This is a genomic window from Afipia sp. DC4300-2b1, assembly GCF_049895725.1.
GTDB classification, from domain to species: domain Bacteria; phylum Pseudomonadota; class Alphaproteobacteria; order Rhizobiales; family Xanthobacteraceae; genus Afipia; species Afipia broomeae.
Genome location: NZ_JAFCSX010000003.1, coordinates 142,807 through 166,433 on the forward strand (window position 1 = coordinate 142,807; position 23,627 = coordinate 166,433).

The 23,627-nt window shown below is 56.8% G+C and carries 22 protein-coding genes and 1 tRNA gene; 14 read left to right on the forward strand and 9 right to left on the reverse strand.

What is annotated here, in order from left to right:
* Positions 1 to 30: 30 nt before the first annotated feature.
* Together ACP7AL_RS13100 and ACP7AL_RS13105 are read right to left on the reverse strand one after the other, a co-directional pair.
* Complete coding sequence (locus ACP7AL_RS13100; RefSeq protein WP_425991926.1) at positions 31 to 2,076, reverse strand: hypothetical protein; 2,046 nt, start codon at positions 2,074 to 2,076, stop codon at positions 31 to 33.
* A 425-nt stretch (positions 2,077 to 2,501) separates the two neighbouring features.
* Complete coding sequence (locus ACP7AL_RS13105; protein WP_425991928.1) at positions 2,502 to 4,172, reverse strand: RecQ family ATP-dependent DNA helicase; 1,671 nt, start codon at positions 4,170 to 4,172, stop codon at positions 2,502 to 2,504.
* Positions 4,173 to 4,501: 329 nt separating this feature from the next.
* On the opposite strand from ACP7AL_RS13105, the gene ACP7AL_RS13110 reads away from it, so the two are divergent.
* Together ACP7AL_RS13110 and ACP7AL_RS13115 are read left to right on the forward strand one after the other, a co-directional pair.
* Positions 4,502 to 5,200: a 3'-5' exonuclease gene (locus ACP7AL_RS13110; protein WP_425991930.1), complete on the forward strand. Its 699-nt coding sequence runs from the start codon at positions 4,502 to 4,504 to the stop codon at positions 5,198 to 5,200.
* Between the two features lie 848 nt (positions 5,201 to 6,048).
* On the forward strand, positions 6,049 to 6,252 hold the full coding sequence (locus ACP7AL_RS13115; protein ID WP_425991932.1) for a hypothetical protein: 204 nt from the start codon (positions 6,049 to 6,051) through the stop codon (positions 6,250 to 6,252).
* A 19-nt stretch (positions 6,253 to 6,271) separates the two neighbouring features.
* On the opposite strand, the gene ACP7AL_RS13120 is transcribed toward ACP7AL_RS13115, so the two are convergent.
* From ACP7AL_RS13120 to ACP7AL_RS13135, 4 genes are all read right to left on the reverse strand, one after another.
* The gene (locus ACP7AL_RS13120; protein WP_425991934.1) at positions 6,272 to 6,799 is read right to left on the reverse strand and encodes a hypothetical protein; all 528 of its coding nucleotides are present in this window, start codon (positions 6,797 to 6,799) and stop codon (positions 6,272 to 6,274) included.
* A 475-nt stretch (positions 6,800 to 7,274) separates the two neighbouring features.
* Complete coding sequence (locus ACP7AL_RS13125; protein WP_425991936.1) at positions 7,275 to 8,021, reverse strand: hypothetical protein; 747 nt, start codon at positions 8,019 to 8,021, stop codon at positions 7,275 to 7,277.
* Positions 8,022 to 8,144: 123 nt separating this feature from the next.
* Complete coding sequence (locus ACP7AL_RS13130; protein WP_425991938.1) at positions 8,145 to 8,744, reverse strand: hypothetical protein; 600 nt, start codon at positions 8,742 to 8,744, stop codon at positions 8,145 to 8,147.
* A gap of 77 nt (positions 8,745 to 8,821) precedes the next feature.
* Positions 8,822 to 9,880 carry an RES family NAD+ phosphorylase gene (locus tag ACP7AL_RS13135; protein WP_425991940.1) on the reverse strand — a complete coding sequence of 353 codons (1,059 nt, stop codon included), beginning with the start codon at positions 9,878 to 9,880 and terminating at the stop codon, positions 8,822 to 8,824.
* A gap of 521 nt (positions 9,881 to 10,401) precedes the next feature.
* Here ACP7AL_RS13135 and ACP7AL_RS13140 point away from each other — a divergent pair.
* From ACP7AL_RS13140 to arsH, 5 genes are read left to right on the forward strand one after another with little or no spacing between them, the layout of a single operon-like run.
* Positions 10,402 to 10,758: an ArsR/SmtB family transcription factor gene (locus ACP7AL_RS13140; RefSeq protein ID WP_425991942.1), complete on the forward strand. Its 357-nt coding sequence runs from the start codon at positions 10,402 to 10,404 to the stop codon at positions 10,756 to 10,758.
* Entirely contained in the window at positions 10,748 to 11,275 is a 528-nt protein-coding gene (locus tag ACP7AL_RS13145) for an arsenate reductase ArsC (protein ID WP_425991944.1), read from the forward strand. Before ACP7AL_RS13140 ends, ACP7AL_RS13145 begins: the two co-directional genes overlap by 11 nt.
* The gene (locus ACP7AL_RS13150) at positions 11,275 to 11,973 is read left to right on the forward strand and encodes an aquaporin (RefSeq protein WP_425991946.1); all 699 of its coding nucleotides are present in this window, start codon (positions 11,275 to 11,277) and stop codon (positions 11,971 to 11,973) included. Before ACP7AL_RS13145 ends, ACP7AL_RS13150 begins: the two co-directional genes overlap by 1 nt.
* Positions 11,970 to 12,374, forward strand: a complete 405-nt coding sequence (arsC, locus tag ACP7AL_RS13155; protein ID WP_425991948.1) for an arsenate reductase (glutaredoxin) — start codon at positions 11,970 to 11,972, stop codon at positions 12,372 to 12,374. Before ACP7AL_RS13150 ends, arsC begins: the two co-directional genes overlap by 4 nt.
* Positions 12,364 to 13,086: an arsenical resistance protein ArsH gene (arsH, locus tag ACP7AL_RS13160; RefSeq protein ID WP_425991950.1), complete on the forward strand. Its 723-nt coding sequence runs from the start codon at positions 12,364 to 12,366 to the stop codon at positions 13,084 to 13,086. Before arsC ends, arsH begins: the two co-directional genes overlap by 11 nt.
* Positions 13,087 to 13,382: 296 nt before the next feature.
* Here the strand turns inward: arsH and ACP7AL_RS13165 are convergent.
* Together ACP7AL_RS13165 and ACP7AL_RS13170 are read right to left on the reverse strand one after the other, a co-directional pair.
* Positions 13,383 to 13,457, reverse strand: a tRNA-Gln gene (locus ACP7AL_RS13165).
* A 126-nt stretch (positions 13,458 to 13,583) separates the two neighbouring features.
* The gene (locus ACP7AL_RS13170) at positions 13,584 to 13,748 is read right to left on the reverse strand and encodes a hypothetical protein (RefSeq protein WP_425991952.1); all 165 of its coding nucleotides are present in this window, start codon (positions 13,746 to 13,748) and stop codon (positions 13,584 to 13,586) included.
* Between the two features lie 228 nt (positions 13,749 to 13,976).
* On the opposite strand from ACP7AL_RS13170, the gene ACP7AL_RS13175 reads away from it, so the two are divergent.
* On the forward strand, positions 13,977 to 15,761 hold the full coding sequence (locus ACP7AL_RS13175) for an acyl-CoA dehydrogenase (RefSeq protein WP_425991954.1): 1,785 nt from the start codon (positions 13,977 to 13,979) through the stop codon (positions 15,759 to 15,761).
* A 195-nt stretch (positions 15,762 to 15,956) separates the two neighbouring features.
* On the opposite strand, the gene ACP7AL_RS13180 is transcribed toward ACP7AL_RS13175, so the two are convergent.
* Complete coding sequence (locus tag ACP7AL_RS13180; RefSeq protein ID WP_425991956.1) at positions 15,957 to 16,904, reverse strand: ring-cleaving dioxygenase; 948 nt, start codon at positions 16,902 to 16,904, stop codon at positions 15,957 to 15,959.
* A 137-nt stretch (positions 16,905 to 17,041) separates the two neighbouring features.
* On the opposite strand from ACP7AL_RS13180, the gene ACP7AL_RS13185 reads away from it, so the two are divergent.
* The 6 genes from ACP7AL_RS13185 to ACP7AL_RS13210 all read left to right on the forward strand — a co-directional run bounded on the left by ACP7AL_RS13185 (position 17,042) and on the right by ACP7AL_RS13210 (position 23,590).
* Entirely contained in the window at positions 17,042 to 17,806 is a 765-nt protein-coding gene (locus ACP7AL_RS13185; RefSeq protein WP_425991958.1) for a crotonase/enoyl-CoA hydratase family protein, read from the forward strand.
* A 41-nt stretch (positions 17,807 to 17,847) separates the two neighbouring features.
* Positions 17,848 to 18,777 carry a histone deacetylase family protein gene (locus ACP7AL_RS13190; protein WP_425991960.1) on the forward strand — a complete coding sequence of 310 codons (930 nt, stop codon included), beginning with the start codon at positions 17,848 to 17,850 and terminating at the stop codon, positions 18,775 to 18,777.
* A 114-nt stretch (positions 18,778 to 18,891) separates the two neighbouring features.
* On the forward strand, positions 18,892 to 19,143 hold the full coding sequence (locus tag ACP7AL_RS13195) for an exodeoxyribonuclease VII small subunit (RefSeq protein ID WP_006019109.1): 252 nt from the start codon (positions 18,892 to 18,894) through the stop codon (positions 19,141 to 19,143).
* A 355-nt stretch (positions 19,144 to 19,498) separates the two neighbouring features.
* Positions 19,499 to 21,430: a 1-deoxy-D-xylulose-5-phosphate synthase gene (gene dxs / locus ACP7AL_RS13200; protein WP_425991963.1), complete on the forward strand. Its 1,932-nt coding sequence runs from the start codon at positions 19,499 to 19,501 to the stop codon at positions 21,428 to 21,430.
* A 185-nt stretch (positions 21,431 to 21,615) separates the two neighbouring features.
* Positions 21,616 to 22,347, forward strand: coding sequence for a TlyA family RNA methyltransferase (locus ACP7AL_RS13205; RefSeq protein WP_425991965.1), 732 nt, complete (start codon positions 21,616 to 21,618; stop codon positions 22,345 to 22,347).
* Positions 22,348 to 22,351: 4 nt separating this feature from the next.
* Complete coding sequence (locus ACP7AL_RS13210) at positions 22,352 to 23,590, forward strand: class I SAM-dependent RNA methyltransferase (protein ID WP_425991967.1); 1,239 nt, start codon at positions 22,352 to 22,354, stop codon at positions 23,588 to 23,590.
* The last annotated feature ends 37 nt before the right edge of the window (positions 23,591 to 23,627 follow it).

Here is a 23,627-nt window from a genome sequence, read left to right on the forward strand (position 1 = left end):
GGGCTCGAAAACTCCGCCAATGTAGATAGTTCAGTTTGTCGGTTGGGCAGGAGCTTTTGCAACGTCATCCAACACAAACTGAAACACGGTGCAAATAAAAGATGACAGCATGTAACCCCCGTGTTCCGAAAGCGCGTTGTCAAAAGCCCGCACATTCCAGAATGGATCATTTGCCCTGGTAATGGGCGCCATCCCGGGGCTCAAGAAACTATGTACGATGTTTGCAGACGGCTTCGCATCCTGACCGCTTGGTAGAGGCTCGAGTTTACTGCTGTCCCAGAGCGTTCCGTTCGAACTACGATTTAAATTTCGCGCACGCCACAACCAACTTGTCGCGCTAGGACACGACGCTGATTGATCGCGTCCGATATCACCATAGAAGACCGGTGTTTCACTATTCCGATCGCGATCGCCCACTAACTCATGCGTAGTACCGAAAGGCCGAATTGGTAGAGTTACACGTTCGGCAAGTGTGTCGGTAGATGGTCTCTGTGGGTTTAGATGGCCAATTGTGTGAGTCTGCTCTCGATCTGTGTTCATAAATGGAGCGTTGCGCAAGAAAGATGCTAATAGCGCAATTGGCCTTGCCAATAGCTTCCAGAACCCCGACGCTTTTTCTGTAGGCTGAACCGATCTGGATGCTGGACAAGCTCCCGATTCAATTGCCTGACGTGCCGCCATTCGGTCTGCGATGCGCTGAACAGTCAAGGCAACAGGCCGAAAATCAAACTTGAATAGGGGAAACAGATCGTGAGTTGCCCAATCGTAATTTACATCGGTGACGTAAACACTGCGATTGCTTTCAATCAACGGTAGTATTTTTGCTTTTGCTTCTGCTTCATTTTTATTTCGAGCAGGCATGCGCAGCCAATCGCAATCTTGCGGCCAGATCCCTGATGGCGGCCATGATCTTGCAGCCGTTATCGACATGAGGACTGGTGGTTGTTCCTGCTTAAACAAACCGTGCCCGTCGCCAACCGTACTCGTGGCGTTTGCTTCCGACGCACGGAAAGCAACACGGTGCCACACGGCTCGCTGCAGCGCGGTCCAATGCCCTGCTTCGGAAGCTGGATTGAGCAACACTACCATGTCGCCGACGGGCGACTCGAATGGCGCACCTTTGTCGTGTCGAATAATGTTCTTCGTTAGCTGATCTTTGAGGGCAGTCATCATCATGTTGCCACCTAAGCTATGACCCAAAACAATCATTCTTTGATCATTGCTCAGCGATCCAGCTGGCATATCCGTTGATGGCGCGGCCGGGGATTTTTTGCTGTCAAGAATGCGGTCCAAGCCACGAAGCGCAGTGACTGCCGAGGGTCCGATTTCCTCGCTAATCGGCTTTCGATCAAACAACGTGATCCACATTGTTGCATTTGCCAACAGACCGCCAATTTGATGGCCAAATGTTTGTTTGATGCGAACCTCGTCGACTCTGGCTCCGCGCCAACCGATATAAATTGCAGTAACAGTCGTGCCGCAGAATCGGCCCTCTTTATTGCAACGTTCCGCCAGAAATCTGGCGGCATGCGCCGCGTAATGCCGCAAATCGGAGACGTTATCATTGCCAATTTTTGCATCGTGACGCCAGCCGTGAGCGAAGGCGATCACAAAGTTGGAAGGGGTGCTCAGCAGATGGCGCTGCAGCAACGCGTACTGCGACAGCTCTGCTGAACCTGCAGGTCTGCCTTCGAGTGGCTGCGGGCTTCCATCTTCCATAAACTCGAGAAAGGCGAGATTGAACTTCAAGCGCTCCTGACTTGTACTGTCGCCACTCGCCGTCGGAACAGAGTGCGTCTGGATTGCGCAGCGTAGTTTCCTTTGCCAAGACGGATCACGCTCGATTGCGAGCAACTCATTGTTTTGAGATTCCGCGAGTACAGACCAGTCCGAAGAATTCGCGCAATCGGCATGCTGCGGATGAAGGTTACGGTGCGCTTCATTGCGCTTCGTCGCGAATACAACATTCCCCATAACGAGAATTACGACGTACCCCGCTGCCAGCGAGATCACACCGATGAACATCCATTTTACGATTTTCAGCGTGGACCACACGAGCACCGCGCCGGTGCGCAAGAGAAATGATATTACCCTCATAATGGCTTGCCCCATTCCATCCGAAAATATGTACGGCGGTGATGTCGGTCATAATTCCGCATCGATCAAATAAGAAAGCGCACGCCATGTCGTGGCTAAAAAAACTCGCAATCGCAAATGCAGCTCGCGAATGCGCTTGGTAGCGCCCGACCCACATAACTCGCGAGTTGTACAGGGCGATCGCGTTCAGAGTGACTGACGGATGCTATGCTCGCTTTAGGCAACTGCTAGCGATTTGTATCGGATCATCGCGCGAATCGGTCAACGACAAATAAATGTTAGTCGAACTCACGAAATTCCGCCAATTCAGGCAGCTCCTCGTAGACGGCAAAGCTAGATCTATCTCCGTTTATTGGAGAAATGCCACGAGTTGCCAACCCGATATTATGGAATGATCAGGCCCACTAAGAGCCTATCACCTTTCGAATGAAATTTAGTTTCCCCTGCTTGACGATGGCGGCCTGATGGCAAGCATCGCAGCAAGCCACTCGGCTTTGACTAAGCCTAGCATCGGCAAAGACCCATTCCATAATTCGCGTGGCTATGCTTTTTCGCACAGGCTTCTCAGGCCCTTTGAAATAGCCGACCAACGCCGCGCGGAAGCAGGTATTGTAGCCGGCCATTTTAGCCATGGCAGCGATTTGATTATGTTTGTATCGCAACGCTAAGGCCGCCGAATCATCGCTCAGGCCCGCCCCGTTGATCGCGCGTTGAGCCATGTATCGCAGCAGTCCGATATCTTCCCTCGCCTCGCCTTCTCCCTGCAGCAGAACGGCGATCGACGGCGCGCCGTCGCGACCGGCGCGGCCGAATTCCTGGAGGTAGTCTTCAATTGAGGCAGGGTGCTGCCAATGAACCACCATGCGCACATTCGGCACATCGAGACCCATCCCGAAAGCACTTGTGCAGATAATTCGGTCAACGACAGGCCGACTATCGCCAACGAAGCGCTTAAGTAACTGTTCTCGCTCCCAGCCATTGCCGAGCTGCGAATGATAGAACGGCGTCTCAAGCCCCTCACCAGCCAGATGGGCCTGCAGTGCTTCACCAATTTTGCGGGTCGGCACGAAAATCATCAGCTTACCGTTGCTCGGCAAAGAAAGCCGGCAAATATCTGCGATGATCACCGGTCTTTTGTCGATGGACGCCCGCCAACGCAGCAATGCAATGTTAGGCCTATCGACGCCGCGAACAAACACCTGTGCGTCAGGAATACCGAGAGAGTGAAGAATGCGCTGTTGCATCTCCGTACCGGCGGTAGCAGTGAATGCAAGGATCGGAGGGGATCCTAACGCCTCCCTTACTTCCTTAAGCCGGCCGTATTCGGGCCGAAAATCCCGCCCCCATTGATCGACGCAATGAGCCTCATCAATCACCAAAAAGCTGGGTCGCATCGTGCGCAGCACTTGCTGCTCGGCCTGGCTCCTTACGAAAAACCGCTCAGGCGCTGCATACAGAAGCTTAAAGCTGCCTTTTGATAAAAGCTGATAACGAAGACGTTTCTCGCTTGGGTCGAGATCGCTATTAATGAAGCTCGCCGGAATCTTACGGCGAAGGAGCGAGGACACCTGCTCTCCCATCAACGCCTTTAGCGGGGATACGACAATACTGACGCTTTTTCTGACGACAGCAGGCAGTTGGAAACACAAGGTCTTGCCGAACCCCGTCGGACTTACGACCAACAATGAACGTCCTGTCAAAGCCGCTTGGATAATCGGCAGTTGGCCTTCTTTGAACCGGTCGAGACCGAAAAGTCGGAGCAATGGACCAAAGGCCTGGCTCTCGGGGACTACTTCTCCTTCTCGGTCCAGCCAGCGTGCCAAACGAACGGCCCAGCACTCCATAGCGCGCCGAGCGAGACTGCCTGCAAGCTTTGGGTGGTGCGCGGCGTGGCAGCCGTCACACAGAGTGACAAGATTTGATGGGTCGTCGGCACCACCCGCTGACCGCGGCAGCAAATGATGCACATCAACGTCTTCGCTTTCGGCGGGAATACCGCACTCCACACATGTGGAGTTATCCCGCTGAATAACCTGCGCGCGAACAAGCTTCCACTCGGTTGATGAGAGGGACATCAACGGACCCGAGTGTTGATTGCCGGCCGGCACACCTGCAAAGATTGAAGCAGCCCTTGGAAAGGTCTGGCGACCAGTTCAATATGATAAATATTCCACATAAAGTGCTGTGCTTCATTACGGATTGCTAATTCTATGACTGTATCAAATTCCGAACTCGACGCCATGGCGCAAAAGCTCGCCCTCTCCCCAGACTATCGCGTTCTTCGTCGACTGAAACCACGAGAAGTCCGCGCGCAAGATATGTGTGCCGGCACTCGGATTGGTTTGGCGCTCGACGTTGAGACGACCGGTCTCGACCCAAGTAAGGACGAGATCATTGAATTGGGATGGTGAAATTCGCCTATCTTCCGTCCGGTGAAATCACACATGTCACCGCAGTTTTTGAGGAGTTTAACGAACCTTCTGCGCCGATACCGTCCGAGATTGTAGAGCTAACCATTACCGATGCACTAGTAGCTGGTCACAAGATTTCGACCGATGACGTCAATAACTTTGTTGCAGATGCAGCAATCATCATTGCTCACAATGCGGCATTCGACCGGCAGTTTAGCGAGCGATATTGGCCAGCCTTTGAGCACAAATACTGGGCCTGCTCGGCAACCCAAGTGGAATGGCGAAAGCTAGGTTTTGAAGGATCCCGCTTGGCCTACCTTTTAGCCGGATGCGGTTACTTTCATCATTCACATCGAGCAGCCGACGATTGCAAGGCGCTGCTGGAAATTATGTCGATGAAGCCTAACGGAAGTGAGAACACGGCACTTGCGTTACTGCTTGAATCGGCTCGAAAGCCGACTGTGCGCATATGGGCCGAGCAATCCCCTTTTGACCTCCGTGAGATACTAAAAAAGCGCAAGTATCGCTGGAATGATGGATCCGACGGCCGGCCGAAAGCTTGGTATGTTGATGTCGCCGAAGCCAGCCACGCTGAGGAGCTCAAGTTCTTACGCGATGAGATTTACCGGCGCGAGGTTGACCTTCTCGCCAATCGGATCACCGCTGCGCAGAGATTTTCAAAGCGGGTCTGACGTTCGAAGTTAATGGGCGTCGGAATCGCTGAACCGATGTTATGGAACGTATCGACTTGGTGCGGATGGCGGGAAACCACTAGCCAATCCTAGCGGCTTTACAGGATCAAGCCTCTTTAGAGCTATTCAGCGCGACATCGAACTATTCGGAAAAGATGCATTCACTAAATTTGACGAACCAAATGAATGATCTTAGCGAGATTAAAGCCATCCGTTGTTTGGATCGCGTCCTCCTTTTCCGCGATTGAATTTGGCCCATTCCTTTATCGACTTTAGCGGCGGGAAGTCCTTTGGCGGCTCGGGATGAACATACTCACTGCCTCGAAGCCAACGTCCGTTGAAGGCGTTCCAAAATTGTATGGCGTCTAGCTGCCTTTCGAATTCATAAACGCACCATATTCCTCCCTCTCCGATTTTTTCTCCCGTCGCATTGAATGGAAGCCCATTCAGCTTGCAGAGTGCATTGATTTCGTCCCAATTGGCTCGGACGTACAAATCCTCCAATGCGACATGGTATGGACGGCTCGCCTTCCATCGCACGCCTTCTCCGCGCGGCTCGAAGCCCTTCCGTTGCGTCAAAAATTCGGGAAGACGCGCAATTGCTTTTGCGATGCGCCGCGCTTCGTCCCGCGTTGGAAAGAGACTGCTCGCATCCCTCCACTTCGCAGCGCTTAGCGCCTCATCGCAATACACCGTCGCTAATCGAAAGCCCGTAGCATCTTGAACATCGTACCCATGCTCTTGGAATTTTACCTTCCAAGGCGGTGGAAATCGGCGTTTTGGCTCTCTTGACTCCATGAGAACAAAATAAGAACATCATAGTCAGGCGGTCAACACGGAACAGCGGCATGTCGGCACTTCCACAACCAAATCCACAGACGGAATTGGAGCGGCTAGACGCTGCTGTCGATCAAGCAATAGCTGCTTGCGATGGTGATACGCGCGCTGCTATCCGGGCGCTGATCGTGGCCAATGAGTTTCTTGAGGTCAGCACCTCGAAAGGTTTCGTTCGTGGCTATAAGTTGGGAAGATTCCAAACTTATTCGGGCTGAAGACGTTTTCCCGCTTCCGTTACTTTCTGCTGGCCTTCAAACTTTTGGTTATCAGATCGAAATTTGTGAGAGGCTTATCTTTCAAAGCATCGGAATTCGCGAAAAGCTCTGCCTGTTTTGGAAAGAATTCAACGGGCTGCTCAAGCGTTTCCAAAACGAGCCTATCACCCATCTTTTTGATCTTGAAGGTCGCATAGACCGTCTCCTTCCCTTCGATATAATCAAATGCATAAGCCTGAAGCTCCCCACCGCGCAATTCTCCGCCTAGCAAAATAACAGGATGGATCGAGTTGCTTAGTCCATCAGACCATATTTCTCCGTCAATTTTTTTGCTGTAAACGCGCATGCTCAAAGCCATCGGCATCGCTATCGTTGAAATGATATCTCCCTCATTGGTCCACGCGCCGGTGAACTCTACATTGAGGTTCCACCACGTCGCGACGTCACTCCTCGCAGCTGGCAAAGTCTCGAAAAACGAATGGACCTTTTGAGGCAACTCCAAAACGCCAATAAAAAGAGCCGCAATCCAGCCCGACACCAGCAGCAAATATTTTCCAGCCCTCAACCACATCACTGTTCCCTCGGAATTGCCTATCAGCAAAACTTACTTGGACGGCAACATTCGTGCAGTCTCAATGCGCATACTGGCCGCGAGCGTCAGCACGATATTCAAGTTCTCAATGAACCGGCTCGCATAAAGCTGGCTCGGCTTTCCATTGTAGCAGATCAGCATCTGCCTGAGGGATTGCGGCTGATGAGCCTCAAGGTAAAGGCAACAGACCCTGTAACTCGCCTCCAAACTTAGCGCCCCAAAAAGGAGCGCGGAATTTCGTCGCCCAAAGCAGAACCGCCAGAATTGGAACGATACCTGCGAATGGCCAATAGTAATCCTCGGCTCAGATCGGCCAATGAAGATCAGCACCGCAGAGTAGAGAAGCTCCATCACCCGAACGACCGGCCCACGAAAGGTTCTCTCGGTTAGTATAAAAGCTATCGCGTAAGGATTGATCGAGCCACCTGCACTAATCCGACGCAACAGTGGACGCGCTGTTTGTATCGTCATTGGACTCCTCCTTATAAGGCTGAGGAATAAGTGCGGGATCGGTGTATCGCGTCGTAACGGCCCACGTTGCCGCAGATACCACGAAGATATTTATGAAAATGTCCACATAGGCGTAGTCCAGTAGCCCCCAAAGCGTGCCCAACACACCAAGTGTGTTGAGATTTTCTGCCGCCCAACCGTAAGATTTCGTTGTGCCCCTTAAGATCAACAACAGATAGCCAACATAAATTACGCAAAGAAATAAAAACGAATTACTTCTCTCAACAAACCACGCATTTGCTCGTAATTCATACAACGCCCTCGCAATCAAGAGCGTCTTCACTATCATCAAAAACCATACAAACTCCAAAAACTGATCGCGCGGCAAGTAAAGAGCCGCAAGAAATCCACAGACCCACGGCGCGAACACAGCTGCGAGCAACATCGATATTATCGCGTGACGCCTGATGCGATTCCTAAGAGATATCTTTTGTTTGGGTGTCATAGACGCGCCAACCCAGTAAACATCGTCCTCATTAAAATACTGGGCATATAGCTTGTCCGAATGGCCCAAGGGGAAGAACATGAAATAGATGGGAACGTAAGCCTTTCGGGTCAATCGCCGAACAATCGCTTGAGCATCGAACAAAAGATAAGTCAGAAGAACGGGAAATACGGAAAGTTTATAGCTCCACATGTGTGCTAAAAATTCCCCCACCACATTCATTGAAAATTCCTCTCGGAAACCTTTTGATCAGGCGAAAAGCCGCCTCAAGATTTGGTACATAGTCGTGCTGGTTGGATAGGACAGGACAGAAAAGCCTGCGAGATAAAGAATGGGAAAGCAAATCTATGCTGTATTTCTCAGCCTCAGCGTGGAACGTCCCCACACTACGCGTAACGCCCTGATTTGCGCACGCAGAATTCTCGCGACTTTCTCAGCATGAATATTGCCATTCCCAGAATGGATATCGACATCCTCAACACCTTCGATACTCCTATCAGATATCTGTCGTGTTACTCCCTCAAAGAGAAGCTCCAGCTCCGACGGATAAGCGATTTTCTTAAGGGGCGGCCACCAGCGTATCGCCTCCTCCTCGCCCGTGTTCACGAGATAATCATTTGCCACTGCAGTGACTAGCAGCGCTGTACGAGCTGAGGTTACGAACGGCCTCTCAGTTTCGATATACGATTGCGCGCTACCGTAAGCTTTAACCTCCCGAGGACACGCGAGAGTGAAAAAGAATGAAGCTCCTCCAAGGAGAACCAATCCAAAATAAGTCGTGACAAGCCTGTTTACCGTCAACACTTGGCTGGTCGATGCACCATGATCGTTTCCGCCTAACCACCGCGTCGACACCTCAGGCGACATGGCAAGAACATCGATGACGTACTGATTGAATAATATTAGCGTTCCTAAAAATGGAATTAGCATGGTGAGGGCCAGCAAACGTGACTGCCCCAAAGTCCGAAGTGCCGACCAACAGGCAGGACGGATTGCACTATCTTGATCATAAGAATTCCATGCTAGTCAAAGATTGGTCCAAGGTTGAAATCGTACTTGATTGTATTGAGCTGCAACGTGTTCATCGAAAGCACTTCAATTTTCCCTTCCGCGATAGGACGCCCAAATAAAGCATAGTTGATCGCGGGACTTTGATCATCATCTCCCATCACGCGCGTGAAGAAACTGTTGTAGATAATGCCATCTGCTCCCGTCTCATCGCGCAACATTTTTACAATACGTCTACAGTGTCGATAGGCGCGAGAATCTGACGACGCAAGCAGTCCATTGAAGAACCAACTAAGATCATCAAAGGGGTCGACGTCCTGAGGTTGATCAAAATTACCCGTGAAATCGATCAAGTTTAGCTGCCTAGTGGGCCGGATCGTCGCTACATAAACGTCATCACCAAAAGTAACTCTGCACTCGTGCACACAGACTTTTAAACTCGGTGATCCATACAGCACCGGTGCGTTTGAATAATCGAAGCGACCAAATCCTCGTCTGCGGAGAGGTGGGCTGTCAAACTGTACGAGGTCGAAGCGCTTACTCTGATCAATATTGAGGCGGATTCTAAAGAACACGTCTGTATTGCCCAGAGCTCGGCTTCTTAGTCTCGGTAGGATTTCATCAGAAATCATTTCTTTCGTAAGGCTGCCGTTTGGGCCGTCAAGGTGGTTAGTCACACCGAAGTAGAACAGTCGCGGCGCGGAATATCCTAAATTGCCTCCAACTAACTGTTGAATTAAGTGCCAATCACGCCATGTTTCCGGGCGCAGCTTCTCGACTTGATCTGCAGTATCTTGTTCAATTCGCAACGCAACCAACCGCATGTTCGATTTGTGAGGAGCCGTTGCAAGCGAGAAGAACTCATTTTGCAATTCCTCGACGTCGTTCTTTGTGAGTTTTTTGCCAAAGGCGTCTCTGCACCTTGGGCACGCTGATTGGTCCGTGCGTCCGAGCATCATTGCTTCAAGACGCAATCCCATATCCTCAAAGCAATTGGAGCAAGCAACGGTGCTTTCGGGTGACCACCCTAAGGCAATACGGCGAAATGTTTTCAGCAACCACTCGCCCCGCATGGACCTTCTCTGATCTGGCTATGCAATTTGGAATCGCAGGGATTCCAAAACGCTCGTTGTAAACAATCGAATCGCTGGTTCTCTTTTGGTACACGCGCCCCTATTTGCCGATTTAGACCTCAACAGATAGCAACGTCTCCTTCCTGTTGAGGCTCTCTGACACTGCCAACCCTACCGCGCAGTGGTTTTATTCTTTTGTCTCTAAGGCGAGTCTCCAGAAAACGGGAATTTCCCAATGTATACCGGGAGACTTCCGGGATTTTTCGGAGGAGCTGGGGCGAACATCGGTCTCTGTGGAGATTCCAAATGCCTAAAAAGCCCGCTAATTGCGAGCATTTCTCGCCTCAAAGTAAGAAAATCTCCAAAAGCCGGACTGGCTGGCTGGAGTGAGAGGATTCGAACTCACGCATTCCTGATCGAACCGGTCTCTGCTCCTGCACCAGCAGATTCGGGAATATTAGGCCGAAGTTGCTGCTTCGTAGCGCCGTTGACCGTATCAATATATCTGTTATTCTGGATATATGGAACCTTTAGCAGCAATTGACGCCTTCGCCGCGCTCGCACAGGCAACTCGCCTCAATACCTTCCGCATTCTGGTGAAGCACGAACCTGACGGCGTGCCGGCTGGCGAATTAGCGCGTCTTGTGGGCGTTCCGCAGAATACTCTCTCATCTCATCTTTCAATCTTATCACGTGCGGGACTTGTAATGGGCGAGCGCCATAGCCGTTCGATCATCTACCGCGCCAATTTATCCGTACTTCAAGAGGTCACGCTGTTTTTGGTCAAGGACTGCTGCGGTGGTCGCCCCGAGGTGTGTGCGCCCTTGATTGAAAGCCTGTCCTCTTGTTCTCCAAAGGGAAAACGTAATGTCAGATAGAATTTTCAATGTCCTGTTTCTCTGCACCGGTAATTCCGCGCGTTCGATCCTCGCTGAATCGATTTTGCGAAAGGATGGTCGTGGTCGCTTTCAATCTTTCTCGGCAGGAAGTGAGCCAAAAGGAGAAGTGAACCCTTTCGCACTGAAAGTTCTTGAAAGTTTGGAATATCCAACTGAAGGCATGCGCTCAAAAAGCTGGCTAGAGTTTGCCGCTCCCGACGCACCCGTGATGGATTTCGTGTTCACTGTTTGCGATAACGCAGCCGGTGAATCCTGCCCTATCTGGCCAGGACAACCAATGACCGCGCATTGGGGGATTGAGGATCCAGCCGCCGTGGAAGGTAACGACTTTCAGAAGCACGCCGCATTCCTTACAGCGTTTCGTTATCTGAAAAATAGACTGATCGCGTTTACCAGCCTGCCGCTTTCCGGAATCGATAAGCTGTCGCTCGGCACTCAACTGCGCGAAATCGGCCGTCTCGACGGATCGACATTAGGTCAAGAGAAAGCCGGCTGATGCTTGCTTTCGATCTGCCACGTCGACTGGTCGCCGAAGGACTGGGAACAGCGTTGCTCGTGGCGACAGTTGTGGGTTCTGGCATCATGGCCGAAACGCTCACGAAAGATGTTGCCTTAGCTCTGCTCGGCAATACCTTACCAACCGGCGCCATTCTCGTCGTACTGATCACAATCCTCGGTCCAATTTCCGGCGCCCACTTTAATCCAGCCGTGACACTGGTATTTGCGCTTAAGCGAGAGTTGTCAGTCGGCACTGGTCTGCTTTACGTCCTGGCCCAGATCGCGGGCGGAATTGTCGGCACGATCATGGCGCATTTGATGTTCGCCCTACCCATTCTCGATGTCTCTCTAAAAGCACGAACCGGCAGCTCACAATGGTTCGCGGAAGGTATTGCGGCCTTCGGACTCGTTGCAACAATCCTTGCTGGCATTCGATTTCAGAAAGACGCCATACCGTGGTTAGTCGGCCTCTACATCACAGCCGCTTATTGGTTCACAGCATCAACCTCATTTGCAAATCCGGCCGTAGCGATCGCGCGCTCATTAACAAATACGTTCTCCGGCATTCGGCCGCACGACTTGCCCGGATTCATTCTAGCGGAATTCTGCGGCGCACTCGTTGGTCTCGCAGTCATGTCTTGGCTATTGCGCCCGGAGCGAGACGCCCCTGCTCTAAATCCGGAGGCTCAATTATGAGCATCACGATCTATCACAATCCAGAATGCGGTACTTCACGCAACACACTGGCTATGATTAGGCAAAGCGGTGTCGAGCCAATCGTAATTGAATATCTCAGAACGCCGCCCGCACGTGAAAGGCTGATTGAGTTGATCGATAAAATGCGAATGCCGGTGCGGTCTTTGCTCCGTGAGAAGGGCACGCCTTACGCTCAGCTTGGGTTGGCCGATTCCAAGTGGAGCGATAATGATCTCATCGACTTCATGCTGGCGACTCCGATTCTGATCAATCGGCCAATTGTAGTTACCGCAAAGGGCATAAAGCTCTGTCGTCCATCCGAGGCGGTGCTTGATTTACTACCGAACCCACATATCGGCCGGTTTGTGAAAGAGGATGGCGAGGTTATCGATGCCGCCTGACCTGCTTGGCCTTCCCAATATCGATAGGGGAGCTTTTGAATTGCCTAGGACTGACTTAGGTCCGCCAACGCGAGCGACTCACCGGCCGCGAATTTTGTTGCTGTACGGCTCATTGCGGGAGCGGTCTTTTAGCCGCTTTGCAACAATGGAAGCCGCGCGCCTGCTTGAAGCCTTCGGTGCGGAAACCCGCGTCTTTAATCCCACAGGTTTGCCGCTGCCCGATGACGCCCCCAGCGACCACCCAAAAGTTGAAGAGCTGCGCGACCTTTCGACATGGTCGGAGGGCCAGGTTTGGTGCAGTCCTGAGCGCCACGGTGCAATGACCGGCATCATAAAAACTCAAATCGACTGGATACCGCTCTCGATTGGGGCTGTTCGGCCCACGCAAGGAAAAACGTTAGCCGTGATGCAAGTCAGTGGCGGCTCGCAATCGTTTAACGCAGTCAATCAGCTTCGCGTTCTTGGCCGCTGGATGCGGATGATCACGATTCCAAATCAATCCTCAGTGGCGAAGGCATACGAACAATTTGATGATTGCGGCCGTATGAAACCATCGCCGTACTACGACCGCATGGTCGACGTGATGGAAGAACTGGTAAAGTTCACACTGCTGACGCGAAATGAATCGGCATATCTCACAAACCGATACAGCGAACGAAAAGAAAGCCGGGAAGCGCTCTCAAAGCGAGTTCAACTAAGCAAGGCTCTATAAAAGCTTCGATGGGGTTGCCGGTGTCACCCCGAATTTGTCCACTGCAGTCCCTACGCTCGCCGCCAAAGGTTGCGATTACCACTGCCGCCGCCCCAAGCAGTGGTTTTTTTCTCCGGTCTCCAATGCCAGTCTCCAAAAAACGGGAATTTTCCAATGAATACATGGAGACTTTCAGGGATTTCCGGAGGAATTGGTGCGAACATCGGTCTCCACAGAGACTCCTTACGCATGAAAAGCCCGCCATTTGCGGGCATTTCTGCACTAAAAAAATAATATTCTATAAAAGCCGGACTGGCTGGCTGGGGCGGGAGGATTCGAACCTCCGCATGGGGGAATCAAAATCCCCTGCCTTACCACTTGGCGACGCCCCAATAGCGCTGAACGGTTCGCGGCAGGACCCGGTCCCGCCGCCTCGCGCCGCTCATTGTCGGAAGGCGGCGGGCCGGCTTCCTTCCGGAAACCCTGAGCCGCACCGATTCACCGTAGCTGCGCAGGTCTTAGAGCATTTTCCGGCAAAGTGGAAACCCGCTTTTTTGGTGGGAAAATGCCGCCAGAAAAGGAAAAATCGCGCCGATTCCAGTGACCGGACCGGCCTCCGCCTCGCGCGGAGGTGTTGGGAACGGCGGAAGATCGAGGCAGACCTCGGCGTTCCAGCCGGTCATCAGGCCGCGTGGCATACCTGAGATACGCCTGCGCCGCAGTTGAGGGCCGGCCTTTTTCGTGGGAAGACAAAGGAGCGCCGGGCGGACCCGCACAAGAAACCGCAAGCGCGAGGAAAGAGACCGTCAAACAACAACATATGAGAGCAAGACTTGCGCACTCATCCGCCTCGGCCAAACGGCACGTTGCGGAAACGATTGCCGAGGCCAGCCGAACAGCGAGATCATGCCATGACCTACCGCGCGCCGATCAACGACATGCTCCTCTCCCTCAACCACGGCGCCGGCCTTTTGGCCGCCGTGGAAGCAGGACATTATAATGGCTACGATCCGGAGTTCTCCGCCGCGGTGATCGAGGAAGCTGGCAAGTTCGCCACCGACGTGCTTGAGCCGCTGAACCAGACCGGCGACCGCGAAGGCATCCAGCTCACCGACAAAGGTGTTGTCACCGCGACGGGCTGGCCGGATGCCTACAAGCGCTGGTGCGAAGGCGGCTGGAATGCGGTGTCCGGCTCGGAGGACTTCGGCGGACAGGGTCTGCCGCTGGCGGTGCATTCCGCCGTCAACGAAATCTGGAGCGCCTCGAACCTCGCGTTCGGCCTCTGCCCGCTGCTGACCTTGAGCGCGATCGACGCGCTCGATGCCCACGGCAGCAAGGAACTGAAAGATATCTATCTCGGCAAGCTGATCTCCGGCGAATGGCCCGGCACCATGCAGCTCACCGAGCCGCAGGCCGGCACCGACGTCGGCGCGCTGCGCACGCGCGCGGAAAAGCAGGCCGACGGCACCTATCGTCTGTTCGGCTCGAAAATCTTCATCACCTATGGCGACCACGACATGAGCGACAACATCGTTCATTTCATTCTGGCACGCCTGCCCGGCTCGCCTCCAGGCTCGAAAGGCATCACGCTGTTTCTGGCGCCGAAGTATCTCGTCAACGCCGACGGCTCGCTCGGCGCGCGCAACGACATTTACGCCAGCGGCGTCGAGCACAAGCTCGGCATCCACGCTTCGCCGACCTGCACCATGACCATGGGCGACAAGGGCGGAGCGATCGCCTACCTCGTCGGCAAGGAAAACGGCGGCATGGCCGCAATGTTCACCATGATGAATCAGGCGCGCCTTGGCGTCGGCTTGCAGGGCGTCGGCATCGCGGACCGCGCCTATCAGCGCGCCCTCGCCTATGCGCTGGAGCGCAAGCAGGGCAAGGCGCTCGGCAGCCAGAACACCGGCTCCGATCCGATCATCATGTATCCCGACGTGAAGCGTAACCTGATGCTGATGCGCGGCATGACGGCGGCGGCACGCACCATCTGCTACGCGACGGCGGTCGCCATCGACGTGTCGCATCGCGCCTCCGATCCGAAGGTAAAGGCGAAGGCCGCGGCACGCGGTGCATTGCTGACGCCGATGGCAAAGGCCTTCTCCACCGACATCGGCAACGAGGTCGCGGCCATCGGCGTGCAGGTGCACGGCGGCATGGGCTTCATGGAAGAAACCGGCGCCGCGCAGTATGTCCGCGATGCGCGCATTCTCACCATCTATGAAGGCACCAACGGCGTGCAGGCCAACGACCTGCTGATGCGCAAGCTGCAGATGTCAGGCGGCGAAGCCGTGTGGGATCTGCTCGGCGAATTGTCAGCGATCGTCAAGAAGGTGGAAGCCTCCAACGATCCGGCCTTCGGCACCACCGGCGAAAAGCTGCGCGATGCGGTTGCGTCGGTGGAGCGCACCAGCAAGTGGCTTCTGGAAAAGATCGCAACCTCGCCGGCCGAAGCGCTCGCGGGCGCGACGCCGTATCTGCGCATGTTCTCGACCACGCTCGGCGGCTGCATGCTGGCGAACGAGGCGCTGGCCGCGCGCACCGACGAAGCCCTCCAGAATGACGCGCAGCGTTATGTCGCGCTGGCGCGTTTCTTCGCGGAGAACGTCACCGTGCAATCCGGCGCACTGGAGCGCACGATCATGGATGCGTCGACGGCAACCACCGGCGCGGACGTCGTGCTGGTCGCGTAGACGCCGGGAATTTCCAGCCGGACGCACACCGCCTACGATGTCGTCCCCGCGAAAGCGGGGACCCATAACCGTCAGCCTAACCAGCTCATAAGAACGCTGAAGCCCTCGCCAAAACGCGGACAAGGAGTATGGGTCCCCGCTTTCGCGGGGACGACGTTGCGCGTTGAGCAACCGTCTCGCATCAAGCGACCCGCATCACGCCAGCGGCTTCAACCCCGTCTCGATCTCTTTGCGGCGATGTTCGAGAAACGGCGGCAGCGCCAGTTTCTCCCCGAGTGTTTCCATCGGCTCGTCGGTGGCGAAACCCGGCCCGTCGGTGGCGATCTCGAACAGGATGCCGTTCGGTTCGCGGAAATAGAGACTGCGGAAATAGAAGCGATCGATCTCGCCGCTGGAGTGAACGCCGAACTCCGCGAGCCGCGCCGTCCAGGCGTGATAATGCTCGTCATTGGGCGTGCGGAACGCGACATGATGCACGCCTCCGGCGCCCTGACGCGCGGCGGGCAAATCCTTCTGCTCAAGCACATGAAGTTCCGCCGCCGGGCCGCCCTCGCCCATCCTGTAAACATTGATGCGATGCTCGCCGTCGGGTGAGGCGTAGTCGCGGACGCGCGTCATGTTCATCACATCCACAAGCACGCGTTCGGTGCGTGCCAGATCAGGCACGTTCAGCACGATCGGGCCGAGGCCGCGGATCTGGTGTTCTGCCGGCACCGGACTTTTCTCCCATGGATGGGCTTCGCCGTGGCCGCCGTCGTCGACCAGCACCAGCCGCTGGCCTTCAGGGTCCTCAAGCGGCAGCGTCAGGCGGCCATCGACTTCGGTCACCTTTCCGACATGGACGCCGAGCTTGATTAGCCGGTCCTGCCAGAAACCCAGTGCCTTTTCGCCGTTGACCCGCAAGCCGGTGCGCGACACGCTGCGGGTGCCGCGGTGTTCCCGCGCCGCCGGCCAGTCGAAGAAGGTCAGGTCTGTTCCCGGATTGGCCTTCCCGTCGGCATAAAACAAATGGTAGGCGCTGACATCGTCCTGATTGACGGTCTTTTTGACCAGCCGCATACCCAGCACACCGGTGTAAAACGCCAGGTTTCCCTTGGCATTCGCGGAAATCGCCGTCAGGTGATGGATGCCGGTGAGTTGCATGGCAGTATCCCTTTATAACGGAGGGGTGGAAATCGAATGGCCATTATTCCGTTTCTGGCCAATGATGTAGGATGAACCAACCGGCAGCGCCAGCCGCCCTCCATGCTGCAGTGCCTTCGCCATTTCAGGAAACGCCAATGACCGACCACGTAATTGTCACCGACGAAGACAACACGCGCATCATCACGATGCGCCGCCCGGACAAGAAGAACGCGCTGACGCAGGGCATGTACATCGCGATGGCCGACGCGATCAAATCCGCGCAGAACGATCCGGACATCCGCAGCATCGTGATCTCCGGCGGCTCCGGCGTCTTCACTGCGGGCAACGACCTCGAGGATTTCGCCAAGGCCAACACCGCGAACGACGACAGTTCTCGCCCGATGGCAGCGACCCAGTTTCTCAAGGCGCTCGCCTACAATGAGAAGCCGCTGATCGGCGCGGTCGACGGCATCGCGGTCGGTGTCGGCACCACCATGCTGTTTCATTGCGACTACGTTCTGGCCTCGACTACCGCGACGTTCTCGACGCCGTTCATTCACCTTGGTCTTGTTCCGGAAGCCGCCTCCAGCCTGCTGGCACCGCGCACCATGGGACATCATCGTGCGTTTTCGATGCTGGTGATGGGCCGCTCCGTGACCGCGGACGAAGCCCGCGAGGCCGGGTTCGTCAATGTGATTGTCGCTCCCGGACATACCGAAGTCGAGGCACGCAAGGTTGCGCGGGAAATCGGTTCGCTGCCGAAGGACGCGGTGGCGCTCACCCGCAAGCTGCTGAAGCCCGCGCGGGAGGATGTATTGCGCAGGATGGATGAAGAATCGCATCATTTCGGCGAACGGCTGAAATCGGACGAGGCGCGGAACGCGTTCAGCGCCTTCTTTGCGCGCAAGAAGAAAGCCTGATTAGATAGGCCATCGCCGACAACGGAAAGATCGATCCGTCCATGCCGACACTCTATTATCACCATGCCGCGGGCCTCAATCACGTCACGGCCCCCGGCCATCCCGAGCGGCCGGATCGTCTGCGTGCGATCGAACAGGGACTGTCGGCGGAGCCCTTCACATCGCTGGTGCGGGTCGAAGCGCCGGAAGCCGATCTCGACGTCGTCGCGCTGTGCCACAGCAACGAGTACATCGACGAACTGCGCCATATCGCGCCGAAAGAGGGCATGGTCTATCTCGACGGCGACACCACGATGTCGCCGGGGACATGGGAAGCGGCGCTGCGCGCCACCGGTGGCGCGGTTGCAGCCGTCGATGCGGTGATGAAGAACAAGCGGACCAACGCTTTTGTCGGCACCCGTCCGCCGGGGCATCATGCCGAGACATCGCGGCCGATGGGCTTCTGCTTCTTCGACAGCGCTGCGATCGCGGCGCGCTACGCGCAGCGCAAGTACGGCATCGCGCGCGCCTGCGTGGTCGATTTCGACGTGCATCACGGCAACGGCAGCCAGGAAATCTTCTGGTCCGATCCGAGCGTGATGTATGCATCGACCCATCAGATGCCGCTGTTTCCCGGCACCGGCGCCACGCAGGAACGCGGCGATCAGGACACCGTGGTCAACGCGCCGCTGCGTCCCGGCAACGGCAGCCGCGAATTCCGCGAAGCTTTTGACATTGCGATCCTGCCGCGGCTGGAAGCGTTCGCACCCGAACTGATCGTGATTTCGGCGGGCTTCGACGCGCACTGGCGCGATCCGCTCGGCAGTCTCGAACTGCGAGAAGAGGATTTCGCCTGGGTCACGCGCAAGCTGATGGAGATCGCCGACAAGTCGGCCGAGGGGCGAATCGTCTCCGTGCTGGAAGGCGGCTACGACCTGCAGGGCTTGCGCGATTCGGTCGCCGTACACGTCGCCGCGCTGATGAACAACTAGCGCGAACAGCTTCCCTCGCTGCTGCAAATCGCGCTACATTGCCGCCATATTGCGCCCGCAAATCGTTTCTAGATTCAGCGGCGCTATCATCGATTCAGAACTCGGAAAACGACCATGGCCGACACTCCCCATGCGGACGTCAAGCAGCTCAGCTTCGAACGCGCGATCGAGGAATTGGAATCCATCGTCAAGCGCCTCGAGGACGGCAAGGTGCCGCTCGAGGAATCGGTAGCGATCTATGAGCGCGGCGAGAGCCTGAAGCGCCGCTGCGAAGAACTGCTGCGCCAGGCCGAAGCCCGTGTCGACAAGATCACCACCGACGCGTCAGGTCACGCTGTCGGCACCGAGCCGCTCGACGTTCAGTAAATCGGTCAGACGACCCCGTACATACCCAGCCCTCGTCCCCGCGAAAGCGCGGATCCATGCTCCCTGTGGTCGGATTTCACTGACGATATCGAGCATCTGTTTTTTGGGTCGCCAGCTCAGTGCTATGGGTCCCCGCCTTCGCGGGGACGACATCGCAGATGTAACCACGTCAGCGCCAAATCAGCGGTTTTGCGCCCGGTTCCGGCACCGTCATGCCCAAAACGTGAGACCTATGGCCACCGCCCGGCGGATTGGCATGACTTTGGAATTGGTATAAGCCACGGGACCGTTTCGGACCTTTCCGGGCATCTTTCCATGCCGGGCCGAGCGCCCCCAAATAATTGCGGATATTCAAGTGTCAAATTCGAGCAAGACTCCCCTCCTCGACGCCGCGCCGACGCCGGACCTGCTGCGCAAGCTCAAGCCCGAGCAGTTGCGCCAGTTCGCCGATGAACTGCGGCTGGAGACCATCGACACCGTATCGGTGACAGGCGGCCATTTCGGCGCCGGCCTCGGCGTGGTCGAACTGACCACCGCGCTTCACTACGTCTTCAATACACCGGACGACCGCATCATCTGGGACGTCGGCCATCAGGCCTATCCGCACAAGATTCTCACCGGCCGCCGCGACCGCATCCGCACGCTGCGCATGGGCAACGGCCTGTCAGGGTTCACCAAGCGCGCCGAGAGCGAATACGATCCGTTCGGCGCGGCGCACTCCTCGACCTCGATTTCCGCCGGTCTCGGCATGGCCGTGGCGCGCGATCTTACCGGCGGCAAGAACAATGTCATCGCGGTGATCGGCGACGGCTCGATGTCCGCCGGCATGGCCTATGAAGCGATGAACAATGCCGGCGCGATGCATTCGCGCCTGATCGTTATTCTCAACGACAACGACATGTCGATCGCTCCGCCGGTCGGCGCGATGTCGGCCTATCTCGCGCGGCTGCTGTCCGGAAAGACCTATGCGTCGGCGCGCGAAGCGCTGAAAAATCTCGCGCACAAACTTCCGAAATTCTTCGAGGACCGCGCGCTGCGCGCCGAGGAATATGCGCGCGGCATGGTCACCGGCGGCACGCTGTTCGAAGAACTCGGCTTCTTCTATGTCGGGCCGATCGACGGCCACAACCTCGACCACCTGCTGCCGGTGCTGACCAATGTGCGCGATGCGCCAACCGGACCTATCCTGGTTCACGTCGTCACGCAGAAGGGCAAGGGCTACGCGCCCGCCGAAGCGTCCGACGACAAGTATCACGCCGTCGCCAAGTTCGACGTCGCAACCGGCGCGCAGGCCAAGGCAAAATCCAACGCGCCGTCCTATACGTCGGTGTTCGGCCAAAGCCTGGTCAAGGAAGCGCGCAAGGACGACAAGATCGTCGCCATCACCGCGGCGATGCCGGGCGGCACCGGCGTCGATATTTTCGGCAAGGCGTTCCCCGACCGCACCTTCGATGTCGGCATTGCCGAACAGCATGCCGTGACCTTCGCCGCAGGCCTCGCGACAGAAGGTTTCAAGCCGTTCTGCGCGATCTACTCGACCTTCCTGCAGCGCGGCTACGATCAGGTCGTGCACGACGTGGCGATCCAGCGTCTTCCGGTACGCTTCGCCATCGACCGCGCCGGTCTTGTCGGCCAGGACGGCCCGACCCACGCGGGTTCGTTCGACAACGTCTATCTCGGCTGCCTCCCCGGATTCGTCATCATGGCGGCTGCGGATGAAGCCGATCTCGTTCACATGGTCGCAACGCAGGTCGCGATCGACGATGCCCCGAGCGCGCTGCGTTATCCGCGCGGCGAAGGCCGCGGCGTCGAGATGCCCGAATTCGGCGTGCCGCTGCCGATCGGTAAGGGCCGCATCATGCGCGAGGCGAGCGGAAAATCGAAGGTCGCACTGCTCTCGTTCGGCGCACGTCTTGGCGAATGCCTCAAGGCCGCCGACGAACTCGAAACGCTGGGCCTGTCCGCCACCGTCGCCGATGCGCGCTTCATGAAGCCGCTCGATCTCGACATGATCCTGAAGCTCGCGCGCGAGCACGAAGTGCTGATCACCATCGAGGAAGGCTCCATCGGCGGCTTCGGCACCCATGTGCTGCAGGCCTTGGCCGATCACGGCGCACTCGATCGCGGCCTTCGCGTGCGAACGCTGGTGCTGCCGGACACCTTCATCGATCACGATTCACCGGCAAAGATGTACGAACAGGCTGGCCTCGATGCCAAGGGCATCGTCGCGAAAGTGTTCGAGGCACTCGGCAAGGACGTGAAGACCGAGACAGTCAAGCTGGCCTGAACTTCGGTAAGCCGTCACCGCAGGTACGTGCTGTCACACCGCATGCGATGCGCTCCCTCTCCCCAGTGGGGAGAGGGTTGGGGTGAGGGGCTCTGGATGTCTGAACAAGGTTATCGAGCCCCCTCACCCGCCGCGCTTCGCGCGCCGACCTCTCCCCCACGGGGAGAGGTGAAAGGATGTGGCACATGACCTCACGCAAGCGCGCAGACCTTCTGCTTGTTGAGCGCGGCCTGTTCGAGAGTCGCGCCCGCGCGCAGGCCGCCATCGAAGCGGGTGGCGTCACTGCAAACGGCAAGCCTGTGCTGAAACCGTCGGAAACGATTCCGGCGGATGCCGAGATCTCCGCCGAGCCCGCGCATCCCTGGGTGTCGCGCGGCGGAGTGAAACTCAGCGGCGCACTGGAGCAGTATCCCATCGACATCGAGGATCACGTCTGTGTCGATGTCGGCGCATCGACCGGCGGCTTTACGGAAGTGCTTCTGGCGAACGGCGCCAGCCTCGTCTATGCCATCGATGTTGGACGCGGACAGTTGCATCCGAGCCTGCACGGCAATCCGAAAATCGTCTCGATGGAAGAAACCGACATTCGTTCGCTCGCGGGCAAGCGGCTCGAAATCCGTCCCGATATCGTGGTGATCGATGTCAGCTTCATTTCGTTGAAGCTGGTGCTGCCCGCGGTGCTGCCGATTGCTGCCGCACCGACGCACCTCTTGGCGCTAATCAAGCCGCAGTTCGAGGCCGAGCGGAAGCATTCCAAGAAAGGCATCATTCGCGACGAGGCCGTGCACAAGGCGGTGTGCGACGACATCGCCACCTTCGCGGAGTCCTTGGGTTGCACCGATATCAGGGTTTTCCCTTCGTCCATCGCCGGCGGCGACGGCAACACCGAATTCTTCATCGGCGCGCGGCGCGGCTAGAGATATGACCGAGCGCCTCATCATCGATCATGTCGGCCATTTCGGCGATGGCGTTGCTGTGTCCGGCGGCGAGACGCTTTACGTGCCTTATGCATTGGGCGGCGAGACGGTCGATGTGTTGCCCTCGCCCGGCCACCCGGACCGCCGCGCGCTTGCGCACGTCGTCACGCCAAGCCCGCAGCGCATCGATCCGTTCTGCCCGCATTTCGGCACCTGCGGCGGCTGCGCCATCCAGCACTGGCAGGACGATGCTTACCGGAACTGGAAGCGGCAGCTTGTGGTCGACACGCTCAACCATGCCGGCATCGGCTGCGAGGTCCTTGAGCTGATCGATGCCCATGGCACCGGCCGCCGCCGCATGACGCTGCATGCGCGGCAGAGCCAGCAGGGAATCCTGCGGGTCGGCTTCGCCGCCGCCGGCCGTCATGAGATCATCGCCATCGATCACTGTCCGATCCTCGATCCGGCCATGCACGGCGCCATCGAAGCGGCCAACGAAATCGCCGAACTGCTGAGGCCGGTGAGCAAGCCGCTCGATATCCAGATCACCGCAGCCGATAACGGCCTCGACGTCGATGTGCGCGGCTCCGGTCCGCTCGGCACGGCGCTGCTGATGTCCCTGTCGAAGCTGGCTGAAAAACACAATCTCGCGCGGCTGACGCGTCATGGTGAACTGGTCATCATGCGCAAGCCGCCGGTGGTGCGCGTCGGCAAGGCGCAGGTGACCCTGCCGGCGGGCTCTTTCATGCAGCCGACGGCGGTCGGCGAGGAAACCCTTGCGGCACTGGCATTCGAGCGCTGCAAAGGCGCAAAGCATATCGCCGATCTGTTTTGTGGTTTCGGTCCATTCGCATTTCGCCTGGCGGAAAAATTCAAGGTCGCGGCCTTCGACAGCGACGCGGCTGCGGTGACGGCGCTGCAAAATGCCGTGAAGCTCACGCAGGGCCTGAAGCCGATCAAGGCCGAAGCGCGCGACCTGTTCCGGCGTCCGCTGATGCCGCAGGAACTGCGCGATTACGATTGCGTGGTGTTCGATCCGCCGCGCCAGGGCGCGCAGGCGCAGTCGCAGCAACTGGCTGCCAGCAAGATCGCGCTCGCCGTCGCGGTCTCATGCAATCCGGCAACCTTCGCACGCGACGCGCGCATTCTGATCGATGGCGGTTTCAAGATCGACAGCGTCACGCCGGTCGACCAGTTCCGCCATACGCCGCATGTGGAGCTGGTCGCGCGGTTTAGAAGGTAAAGAGCAGAAGCCCCTCACCCGCTCGCTTTGCTCGCGA